Source organism: Vibrio xiamenensis, assembly GCF_900100015.1.
In the GTDB taxonomy this organism is placed as follows: Bacteria; Pseudomonadota; Gammaproteobacteria; order Enterobacterales; family Vibrionaceae; genus Vibrio; species Vibrio xiamenensis.
Map to the genome: position 1 here is coordinate 38,881 of NZ_FNDD01000037.1, position 10,636 is coordinate 49,516.

General features: G+C 48.0%; 10 protein-coding genes. 8 read left to right on the forward strand and 2 right to left on the reverse strand.

Going from position 1 to position 10,636, the window contains the following annotated elements; translation table 11 throughout:
* Nucleotides 1–178 precede the first annotated feature (178 nt).
* From BLS03_RS22185 to BLS03_RS22195, 3 genes are all read left to right on the forward strand, one after another.
* On the forward strand, nt 179–337 hold the full coding sequence (locus BLS03_RS22185; RefSeq protein ID WP_093279063.1) for a YqaE/Pmp3 family membrane protein: 159 nt from the start codon (nt 179–181) through the stop codon (nt 335–337).
* 202 nt (nt 338–539) lie between these two features.
* Nucleotides 540–1,574 (forward strand): dihydroorotase, encoded by a 1,035-nt coding sequence (gene pyrC, locus BLS03_RS22190; protein WP_093279064.1) that lies wholly within the window; start codon nt 540–542, stop codon nt 1,572–1,574.
* Nucleotides 1,575–1,837: 263 nt separating this feature from the next.
* A complete protein-coding gene (locus tag BLS03_RS22195) occupies nt 1,838–2,863 on the forward strand; it encodes a glycosyltransferase family 2 protein (protein WP_093279065.1) in 1,026 nt (341 codons plus the stop codon).
* 94 nt (nt 2,864–2,957) lie between these two features.
* Here BLS03_RS22195 and BLS03_RS22200 read toward each other — a convergent pair whose 3' ends face one another.
* Both BLS03_RS22200 and BLS03_RS22205 read right to left on the reverse strand, forming a co-directional pair.
* Entirely contained in the window at nt 2,958–3,158 is a 201-nt protein-coding gene (locus BLS03_RS22200; protein WP_093279066.1) for a chromosome partitioning protein ParA, read from the reverse strand.
* Nucleotides 3,159–3,251: 93 nt separating this feature from the next.
* A complete protein-coding gene (locus BLS03_RS22205; protein ID WP_093279067.1) occupies nt 3,252–5,168 on the reverse strand; it encodes a methyl-accepting chemotaxis protein in 1,917 nt (638 codons plus the stop codon).
* A 435-nt stretch (nt 5,169–5,603) separates the two neighbouring features.
* On the opposite strand from BLS03_RS22205, the gene BLS03_RS22210 reads away from it, so the two are divergent.
* From BLS03_RS22210 to BLS03_RS22230, 5 genes are all read left to right on the forward strand, one after another.
* Nucleotides 5,604–6,560, forward strand: coding sequence for an AAA family ATPase (locus tag BLS03_RS22210; protein ID WP_093279068.1), 957 nt, complete (start codon nt 5,604–5,606; stop codon nt 6,558–6,560).
* Nucleotides 6,561–6,575: 15 nt separating this feature from the next.
* Nucleotides 6,576–7,502, forward strand: a complete 927-nt coding sequence (locus BLS03_RS22215) for a DUF58 domain-containing protein (RefSeq protein ID WP_093279074.1) — start codon at nt 6,576–6,578, stop codon at nt 7,500–7,502.
* Nucleotides 7,503–7,508: 6 nt separating this feature from the next.
* Nucleotides 7,509–7,982 (forward strand): DUF4381 domain-containing protein, encoded by a 474-nt coding sequence (locus BLS03_RS22220; RefSeq protein WP_093279069.1) that lies wholly within the window; start codon nt 7,509–7,511, stop codon nt 7,980–7,982.
* Nucleotides 7,975–8,943, forward strand: a complete 969-nt coding sequence (locus BLS03_RS22225; RefSeq protein WP_093279070.1) for a vWA domain-containing protein — start codon at nt 7,975–7,977, stop codon at nt 8,941–8,943. Before BLS03_RS22220 ends, BLS03_RS22225 begins: the two co-directional genes overlap by 8 nt.
* Nucleotides 8,936–10,636, forward strand: a 1,701-nt coding sequence (locus BLS03_RS22230; protein ID WP_093279071.1) for a vWA domain-containing protein, incomplete at its 3' end; no start/stop codon positions are given. The genes BLS03_RS22225 and BLS03_RS22230, both read left to right, overlap by 8 nt.

Here is a 10,636-nt window from a genome sequence, read left to right on the forward strand (position 1 = left end):
GTTATGCCTTGATGATAAAGGAAATTTGCCAGCGTAACAAAGCGTTGATAACCGTGCCACTCCATGGATAGTGAAAATCTTTGCATATCTTTGACGTTAGTGATTTGCGCCTTTTCGCGTTGATGCGGATACTTATCGTCAAATTATCGACATATGTCAAAAATCAATTGGAGCGCAAATGCAAAAGCTTGTCCTCATTTTACTGTGTATTTTTCTTCCGCCACTCGGCGTCGCCTTTGACCGTGGTTTAGGTAAAGACTTCTTTATCAACCTGATTCTTACGCTACTGTTTTTCTTCCCAGGCATGATCCATGCTCTATGGCTGGCTCTGAAATAGCCACTGCCGATAAAACAGGCACCGGCGTCCAATGGTGCTCGCCGCGAAGATAATTCCGCCGAATCAACCAACTGGCCGAAAAAGGGGATGAAATAGCTAGGCTTTTGCTCTATCATCCTGTCGCCTAAACGTAAGCGTTTGCGCAAGCCGCTACGCTTACGTTGGGCTTCAATCCAGTTTGACTATTTTGGTGGGAGCAACAATGACAACATTAACGATTACTCGTCCTGACGATTGGCACGTTCACTTACGCGATGGGGATGTGTTAAAAGACACCGTTCGTGATATCAGCCGCTACAATGGCCGCGCGCTTATCATGCCAAACACCGTCCCTCCTGTAACCACCACTGAACTTGCTTCCTTATACCGCGATCGCATTACCACCCATCTTGATAGCAACAGCCAATTTCAGCCTTTGATGGCACTGTATTTAACCGACAACACGACTCCAGATGAAATTCGCAAAGCCAAGCAATCTGGCTTAGTGGTAGCGGCCAAACTTTATCCTGCGGGCGCAACCACCAATTCAGATTCAGGTGTTACTGACCCGAAAAATATCTACCCCGTCTTTGAAGCGATGCAAGAAGTCGGCATGCTGCTTTTGGTTCATGGCGAAGTGACCCACCACCAGATTGACATTTTTGACCGCGAAAAGGCATTTTTGGACAACGTCCTTGCACCGATTGTGAATGATTTTCCAAAACTTAAAATCGTTCTTGAACACATCACCACCGCCGACGCTGCGCAGTTTGTCGCTCAAGCCAATGAAAACGTCGCTGCGACCATTACTGCCCATCACTTGCTGTACAACCGCAACCACATGCTGGTTGGTGGCATTAAACCGCACTTTTACTGCTTGCCAATCCTAAAGCGTAATACTCATCAGCAAGCTCTAATTGAAGCGGCGACCAGCGGCAGTAAAAAATTCTTCCTTGGTACTGATTCCGCGCCTCACGCCAAACACCACAAAGAAAGTGCCTGCGGCTGTGCTGGTTCATACACCGCACATGCAGCGCTCGAGCTTTACGCAGAAGTGTTTGAGCAACAAGGCAAACTTGAAAACCTTGAAGCGTTCGCTAGCCACAATGGCCCAGATTTTTATGGTCAGCCACGCAATAGCGATACCGTCACTTTAGTAAAAGAGAGTTGGAGCGTGCCAGAGAGCATGCCGTTTGGTGGCGATATCGTGGTACCAATTCGCGCGGGCGAAACGGTGCAATGGAAGGTTGAAGCCTAAGCTGTCTCATTAATGAAACAACAAACCGTTGACTAACGGTTAAATAACACTCAGACCTCGCTTGGCGGGGTCTTTTGTTTTGGGCTTAAAATTTGTCAGATTTTTCAACAAGCTCCAGGGCGATTCCTACAGCCTAATTTCAGCATGCGTTGATAATCCAAAGTTGATCACACCTTCACCCTGACTACAACAGAAGTTGGTCACATTATTTTGCAACTCACCCCTCTATACTAAATTACAGTATGAAGTTCTGGGGAAATATTATGTCTGCATTCAAATCTCAATTTTTAGACACCAACGCGACCACACCAAAAGACCAAGATCATGTCACTCTCTCGGTGGTGGCCCCCTACTTCAAAAAAACGCAAGCATTACCGATTTTCCACCAGCGCCTGACTGACGTACTCGATACACTGAATATCCACTCTGAAATTATCTACATCGACGATGGCAGCAGCGACGAAAGTACCGAGTTAGTCAAACAATTCAGCGCCAATAAAAGTCGTATCCGCTGCATTTCGCTGAGCCGTAATTTTGGTAAAGAGTCCGCCATGAGCGCCGGGCTTGCCCATACCCAAGGTGATGCAGTGATCCTGCTAGATGCGGATTTGCAAGATCCACCAGAGCTGATTCCACAAATGCTTGAGGCTTGGTCACAAGGTTATGATGTGGTGAATATGCAGCGTTCGGTGCGCCACGGCGAAAGCTGGTTTAAGCGTTTCTCAGCGGCGAGCTTTTACAAGATCCTGAACTTCGTGTCGAAAATGAATGTGCCTGAAAACGTTGGTGATTTTCGTTTGCTCAGCAAAACTGTGGTTTCGCACATCAACTCTCTGCCGGAAAAAAATCGGTATATGAAAGGCATTTTTTCTTGGCCAGGCTTTAAACAAACTACTTTGCAATTTGAGCGTGACCCGCGTTTGTGCGGCATCACCAAGTGGAACTACGTTAAGTTATTTAGCCTGGCAATGGACGGTTTGACCTCGTTTTCAATCAGTCCGCTACGTATCGCGACCGTACTTGGCGGCCTGACAGCGTTCGCTGTGTTTGCTTTCACAGTATTTACCTTACTCAGTACCCTAATTAACGGTGCGCCGCTGATGGACGTGTCATGGTTTATCGTCGCCCAATTTGGTTTTGGTGGCATCCAATTACTGTGTATCGGATTGCTTGGCGAGTATGTAGGGCGAATCTTCGTCGAAACCAAGCAGCGTCCGGTTTATTTGGTCGACACTGTGTTTGATAAACCGGCCAAAGCCAACACTCCAACTCACGAAGCCACTATTTAAATAATTTTTAAAATAAATTAGCTAAGTTTAAAAACAAAAAAGCCAGTCGCTATGACTGGCTTTTTTCATCGCTTAGTAAGTTAAGCGGCACAGATTAATGAATTGGCACACCCGGTTTGGCGTTGTACTGACCAAAGTACTCTTCAAGAATCTCAGGCGTTAACTTGCCCTCTTCTTCAAGCTGTTTAAGCTTGGCGGCAATGGCTTTTTGTTCTTCAAGCGACGGCAGTTTTACTTCCGCCTCTTGAGACACTTCTTCGCCCATCGCTTCGAGTTCTTTTTCAAAATCATTCATGATTCACTTACCTTAAATCTTCTGAAACTGGCGCTAAGTGTAACCACTTCACGCCCGTTATGCCAGACGCCAGATCAAAGCAGCGCGCGAGGGCTAAAGCTTAAAGCTGCCAACCATGCGATCCAGACGCTGAGACAAATCTTTAAGCTCCAAACTTGCCGCCGCCAACTCTTCAGCTGTGGTGGTGGTTGCTTGGTTGATCATATTGATCTCTTCGATATTCTCATTAATCGCGTGTACCACGGTAGATTGCTCTTCGGTCGCGGTTGCCACTTGAGTGTTGCGATCCGAAATATCGTGAATACGCTCAGAGATACTCAATAGCACCTGAACCGCTTCATCGGATGCATCCACACCTTGATGGGTAATCTGAATGCCAGACTCCATCGCTTTTACCGCATCACTGGCATCGGTTTGCAGCTGGTTGATCATGGTTTGAATTTCATCGGTCGATTGCGCGGTGCGACTGGCCAAATTACGTACTTCATCCGCCACAACCGCAAAACCACGGCCTTGCTCACCAGCGCGCGCGGCTTCAATCGCTGCATTGAGTGCCAGCAAATTGGTCTGCTCAGAAATGCCGCGAATCACATCCAAAATAGAACCAATTTCTTGGGTGGTCGATGCCAATTGAGTCACCACTTGACCGGTATTTTCGATGTCGGCCGCCAAACGTCCAATCGCATCTTTGGCGGTATTCACTACGTTTTGACCCGTAGTGCTGCTTTGTGATGCCTGATTCGCCGTTTCCGCAGCAGTTGCCGCATTCGATGCAATCTCACTGATGGTGGCGCCCATTTCATTGATCGCAGTCACCACTTGAATGGTCTGGTCACGCTGAGTCTGACTGTTGTCGTGGGTAATCGTTGCCTTACTTGACACACCGTCAGCTGCCGATTGCAGCGCATGACTGGTTTCCGCCACCTCTTTCATTGACTGATGAATCTTCTCAATAAAGCCATTAAAACCGGCAGAAAGCTCTGCGATTTCATCATGGCCGCTGACTTCAATTCGCTGTGACAAATCGCCGTCGCCTTTACCCAAATCTGAGAAACGGCGCGCGAGCGCTTTGATCGGATTGGTGATGCTGTTCGCAAGGAACACGCCCATCAAAATAAACAGCGCCGCCACTACAATGGTGATAAGCATCATTTGCTGGCCGACCGCATTTAAATCAGCAAACACTTCATCAACAGGCACAACGCCGACGACAAACCAGTCCATAGTTGGAATGTATTGGCTGGCGACGAACACTTGCTGGCCGTTAAAGTCGGCTTTAATCATATTGAAAGACGACTTATTGAGTAGTTGGCTAGCATTGGCGCCATACAAGCTTGGCAACGTTTTTTTCACCTGCTCTTTGTGGCTATGAATCTGAATTTGGCCTTTGGCATCCGCAAGGAACACAAAGCCGGTTTTTTCTATTTTAAAACCGTTGAGCAGCTTAACCATGTCATCCATTGATTTCGACACCCCGGATAAACTAAAGCCGCTGACGTCTTGGTAGTTAGCGAACATCTTCACTTCACCGCTTGGCTCTTGGAACATGCTGACCATGGTCGTATTGCCTGACTGGGTAAAACCAAAGAACCAGCCGTCTTGGCTGCGGGTCAACTGGCGCAAAAAGCCATTTTGATTCCAATAATAAGCGGTATTGCGGTTTGCAACCGAAGCATCATTTAAATGGTACTGCGCGCGAACGTTATTAAGCTGCTTCACCAACTTGGCTTCCGCGGTCGGGTCAACATCGTCAGTTTTGATCACCTCTTTGATGAATTCGTTGCTTGCCAATTGCTCGGCAGCCAACAGTAGCTGATTCACTTGGTTATCAATATCGTTTTCGATTTGATGAAGCATCGAAGGCAACTGAATGTTGACCAGACGATACTCCAACACGTCTCTGGCGGTTTTTTGCGCCATGAGACCGACAATTACTGTCGAGGCCAACACGGCGAAGGTGATCCCTGCGACCACTTTTTGTTTTATGCTGAGAGAACTAAGTTTTAGCATGCATTCTGCCCCAATTTAGAAAATGCGCTGGTGAAAATTTGAGATTTATTATCGGCTGTAAAATAAATAACTTTACCGAATATCAGCCCTTTCTATACTAAAAGTTTATTTTATCAAACAACTTTATGACCAACTCGATTCACATCGCATCTGACTATGGCTTAAAAATTTGATTTTCGTCCCAGCAAAATGGGCGAAAACGCAGAAATAATCCCCTGAATTTGCTCGCTTTTATTTACGTTAAGCGTATATTGTAACCGTTGAGAAACGTGACAGTGTATTGTTAAGAACACTCAACTGTTCCAACCAGTTAAAAAGCATTTGTCATGGATTTAATCGGTTAAAAATTAAGCAATCACATCGCTAAAGTGTGATCTTAGGGAACTTTTCATCTTCACTGACTCTAAACCTGATAAAAACAGGAGAACCCCAGCAATGAAGTCATCACTCCTTCAACAGCTTGAAGAGTATTTGAATCATCAGGTGATTGGCCAAACCGAGCTTGTCAAACAACTGTTAGTTGCTCTGTTAGCCGATGGACACATTTTGGTTGAAGGCCCGCCAGGGCTGGCAAAAACTCGCGCAGTCAAATGCCTAGCCGACTGCATTGAAGGGGATTTTCATCGCGTCCAGTTCACTCCTGACCTGTTGCCAGCGGATCTCACTGGTACCGACATTTTCCGCCCGGAAACTGGGCAATTTGATTTCCAACCAGGACCGATTTTTAACTCGTTACTGCTTGCGGATGAAATCAACCGCGCGCCAGCGAAAGTGCAAGCCGCCATGCTAGAAGCCATGGCTGAAAAGCAGATTACCGCAGGTCGCAAAACTTATCCGCTTCCTGAGCTGTTTTTAGTCATGGCGACGCAAAACCCGATTGAGCAAGAAGGCACCTACCCGCTGCCTGAAGCTCAACTTGACCGCTTCTTATTGCATTTGGATGTCGATTATCCGGATGCAGAGAGCGAGCTGGCGATTTTGCGCCTCAATCGCGGTGAAGCCAAAGGCGAACAGCCTTTGAGCACGCCAAAACTGACCCAACAAGACATTTTTGCTGCGCGCAAAGAAGTGTTGGATATCCATATGGCAGAGCCGATTGAGCAATACATTATTCGCTTAGTAATGGCGACGCGCGAGCCGACCCAATACGATGACACGCTGGCGAAATGGATTAACCTTGGTGTCAGTCCACGTGCCACCATCGCACTGGACCGCTGCGCTCGCGCTCACGCTTGGTTATCTGGTCGTGATTTCGTTTCCCCAGAAGATATTCAAGCCATGGCGTTTCCTGTATTGCGCCATCGCATTTTGCTTAGCTATCAAGCGCAAGCAGAAGGCATTCACGCCAATCAGGTCATCAGCCGTCTGCTTTCCTTAGTTGGCAGCGCGTAATTGGGTGAAGCATTGATGTCAAACGAGACGTTGACGTTACCGGATTACGCAAACGGCGTCACCCTGTGCCTAGAAGAACTGCTGGCGTATAAACAGCAAGCGGTTCGTTGGTTGCCCCCAGCAAAAAGTTTGTGGGCAACCGTGCTTGGCCAGCATCAAAGCCGTCAGCTAGGACGCGGTATGGACTTTGCCGAAGTTCGCCAATACCAAGCCGGCGATGACATTCGTAGCATCGACTGGCGCGTCACGGCTCGCACCGGTAAACCTCACACCAAGTTGTTTACCGAGGAAAAAGAAAAGCCCGTCATGTTGTACATCGACCTGACGCGCAGCCTATTCTTTGGCTCAACCTATCTCTTGAAGTCAGTGCAACTCGCTCATATGGCGAGCTTATTGGCGTGGCTGTCGCTGGCACAAAAAGATCGCATCGGCGCGGTTATCGATACCGGTGATGCACTGCTTGAACTTAGACCCAGCAACCGAAATCAAGGCCCGCTGGGTATTATTCAGCAGCTCATTACGGTGCACAATCAGCGCCTTGAACAACCCCACCATCAGGCACCTATCTCGTTTGAGCGAGCCTTAACCACGCTCAATCGGCTGTGTCCTAAAGGCAGTGAGATCATACTGTTAAGTGATTTTACTCGTTTTGAACCCCAGCATGACGCACTGATTGGTCAATTACGTCAACATAACCGTGTACGCATGGTCCAGTTTTGGGATCCGCTGGAACATGGAACCACCAATTTTCGGGGAGTAGAGCAAGTTTCAGACAGTTTTACCACTCAATGGTTAGACTTCGCTTCAAAACAGACACGAACAGTCTTGGCTAATAGCTTCCAAGCGCGCCAAGACGCGTTAAAATCGACTGCGTTATCACATGGAGTGTCCTTTTCAGCCATCTCCAGTGCAAGCCCCTTATTACAACAATTATTCGGATAACGTCGAATGACAGAAAATCAAAATGAATCGCTATTACCATTAAGCTCCCTTCATCTTCCAGAGGTGCCGTCATGGTTTCCTCTCGCATGGGGATGGTGGGCCTGCTTTTTTGCAGTGGTGGCAGCGGTATTTATCGTTTATTTTATCGTGCGCTGGAAAATCAAACGTCTGGCACCGAAAAAAACCGCGCTGAAGATGTTGGCTAACACCAAAGAACCTTCCAGTGCGATTGAACTCCTGCGCCAAGCGGCGTTGTGTTATTACCCACGCGAAGACATGGCGGCACTCACCGGTAAGCCATGGTATGTGTTCTTGGACCGTCAAATTGGTAAAACCCTGTTTGAACGTAATCAAGAACGCTGGCAGCAAGCGCTTTACACTCGTGAACCAGTTGAACAGGCTCATGAGCTGGTTGAAGACTGCATCTACTGGGTAGAAAACGCGTTGCCGCCAAGAAAAGGGGGAGCAAGACGTGGCTAATATCGAGTTCGTTTGGTGGTGGATGTTGTGCTTGATTCCACTACCATTCGCGATATACAAACTGCTTCCTTCTACGCAACATCGCTCTCCTATCTATCTCCCTGCGCTACCAAAGGCAGGGAGCGGAAACCGTCCCAAACAAGGGCTGATAAAACTGCTCACTGCTCTCGTCTGGCTATTTCTGCTGGTTGCCGCTGCGCGCCCAGTGTGGTTTGGCGACCCAATCACCGCAACCCCCAAACACCGCGACTTAATGTTGGTGGTTGATTTATCGTCTTCCATGTCCCAAGAAGACATGCGTCAAGGTGATGAGTACATTGACCGTCTAAGCGCCGTTAAACAAGTACTAAGCGAGTTTATCAAAAAACGCCAAGGTGACCGCCTAGGCTTGGTGCTGTTCGCCGATCACGCCTACTTGCAAACCCCACTGACCCTTGACAGACACACCATCAGCGAGCAATTACAGCGCACTATTTTGCGTCTTATTGGTAATCGCACCGCGATTGGTGAAGGCATTGGCCTTGCCACTAAAACCTTTATCGACGGTGATGCGCCGCAGCGGGTGATGATCCTGCTCAGTGACGGCTCAAATACCGCCGGGGTTTTAGACCCGATTCAGGCGGCGAAAATTGCCAAGAAATATCACGCCACCATTTACACCATAGGTGTCGGTGCAGGCGAAATGACAGTACGCGGGCTACTGATGGATCGCACCATCAATACCGCTCAAGACCTCGACGAAGATACCTTAAAGCAGATCGCCAACATCACTGGCGGCAAATATTTCCGTGCTCGTGATAGCCAAGATTTGGCCAATATCTACGACACAATTAATCAACTAGAGCCTGTCAGTGTCGCCAACCAAACCTGGCGTCCACAAACCGAATGGTTTGGTCTCCCTCTCGCACTCGCTCTGATCCTGTCTGTTTTGTTGGCCGTTATGCGGAGGAATCATGTCTGATTTTCTTTTCCTCTATCCCAAAGTACTGTTTGCATTAATTCCCGTTGCCGCCTTGCTTTTGTGGCTAAGGCTCAGACGTAAAAATCACACTCTAATTGCCCCGCATATTGCCAAAGCCATGGGGCTAAACAGCACTCAAACTGCGCCCGCACTACTGAAAGCGGCGGCGCTATTTTGGGTGATTGGGGTGATTGCTCTCGCAGGCCCCAGTTGGCAACACGCTAAGCGCCCGAGTTATCAAAGCGGCAGCGCGCGCGTACTGGTGATGGATATGTCACTGTCGATGTTCGCCACCGACATCAAGCCAAACCGTCTGACCCAAGCACGCTATAAAGCCATCGATTTGCTTAATCAATGGCGCGAGGGAACCACAGGGTTGGTCGCCTATGCCACCGATGCTTATACCATTAGCCCAATGACCAGCGACACTCAAACCATCATCAACCAAGTGCCGAATTTATCCCCCTCAATCATGCCCTACCCCGGCGCCAATGCAGCGCAAGGCGTAAGCCAAGCGATTGAGATGATGAAAAATGCTGGTTTGGATTCCGGTGACATTGTGCTGATGACCGATGACATCGACGATAACGAAAAAAATCAGATCAACGACATGCTGAAAGGCAGTCATTGGCATCTATCCATTTTGGGTGTAGGCACCGCATCAGGCGCACCGATTGTGCTGCAAGACGGCAGCTTGATGAAAGACGACGCCAATCAAACCGTCATCGCCAAAGCCAACTTCACCAACATGAATCAGCTGGCGCAAACCGTCAATGGACTGTTTGTACCCATTCAGCTCGACAGCAAAGACGTCAACAGCATTATTCATTTCACCAAACACCTGCAAACCAAAGCCAGTAAAAATCGCGACCAAAATGTCGACGAAGTGATCAACAACGGCTACTGGTTCGTGCTTGTGTTGCTGTTACCAGCACTACTACTGTTTCGTAAAGGGGTCATTTTTGCCCTGCTTTTGACCGCCACACCGTTAATGATGTCAAAGCCTGCCGAGGCAAGCGCGTGGAAAAACCGCGATCAACAAGGTTATGATTTGTACCAATCAAAGCAATATAAGGACGCGCAGCAAACCTTCAACGATCCGGAATGGAAAGGCATTGCTGACTACCAAGCGGGAAACTTTGCTGGCGCCATCGAAACGTTAAAAGGCATCAATACCCCCACCGCGCAATACAACTTAGGCAACGCTTACGCTCAGGCACGTCAGTTTGAGCAAGCGATTGATACCTATGAACAAGTGTTAAAAAACGATCCCAATAACCAAGATGCCAAGCACAATTTGGACGTGGTCAAAAAAGCTCAGCAACAGCAACAGCAACAGCAACAGCAACAGCAACAGCAACAGCAACAGCAACAGCAACAGCAACAAAATCAAAACTCACAAGACCAAAAAAATCAGCAAAATCAGCAAAATCAGCAAAATCAGCAAAATCAGCAAAATCAGCAAAATCAGCAAAATCAGCAAAATCAGGGGCAGAATAAATCCGGCTCAAACCAAACGCAAAGCCAATCACAAGCGCAAAATTCTTCTCAGTCAAAAAGCAGCGCAGAGCCCCAAAACGCCCAAAATGCGGCGCAAAAACCATCGCCTCAGTCATCAGAGCAAAGCGATAAGCAGCGACAAGCAAAAGCGCAATCACGCTCTGACGAGCAACCAAAAAATGACTCGAAATAT

Excerpts from the sequence above, each read along its gene's own strand:
- BLS03_RS22185 (WP_093279063.1), top strand. The coding sequence starts at position 179 with ATGCAAAAGCTTGTCCTCATTTTACTGTGTATTTTTCTTCCGCCACTC.
- pyrC (WP_093279064.1), top strand. The coding sequence starts at position 540 with ATGACAACATTAACGATTACTCGTCCTGACGATTGGCACGTTCACTTA.
- BLS03_RS22195 (WP_093279065.1), top strand. The coding sequence starts at position 1,838 with ATGTCTGCATTCAAATCTCAATTTTTAGACACCAACGCGACCACACCA.
- BLS03_RS22200 (WP_093279066.1), bottom strand. The coding sequence starts at position 3,158 with ATGAATGATTTTGAAAAAGAACTCGAAGCGATGGGCGAAGAAGTGTCT.
- BLS03_RS22205 (WP_093279067.1), bottom strand. The coding sequence starts at position 5,168 with ATGCTAAAACTTAGTTCTCTCAGCATAAAACAAAAAGTGGTCGCAGGG.
- BLS03_RS22210 (WP_093279068.1), top strand. The coding sequence starts at position 5,604 with ATGAAGTCATCACTCCTTCAACAGCTTGAAGAGTATTTGAATCATCAG.
- BLS03_RS22215 (WP_093279074.1), top strand. The coding sequence starts at position 6,576 with ATGTCAAACGAGACGTTGACGTTACCGGATTACGCAAACGGCGTCACC.
- BLS03_RS22220 (WP_093279069.1), top strand. The coding sequence starts at position 7,509 with ATGACAGAAAATCAAAATGAATCGCTATTACCATTAAGCTCCCTTCAT.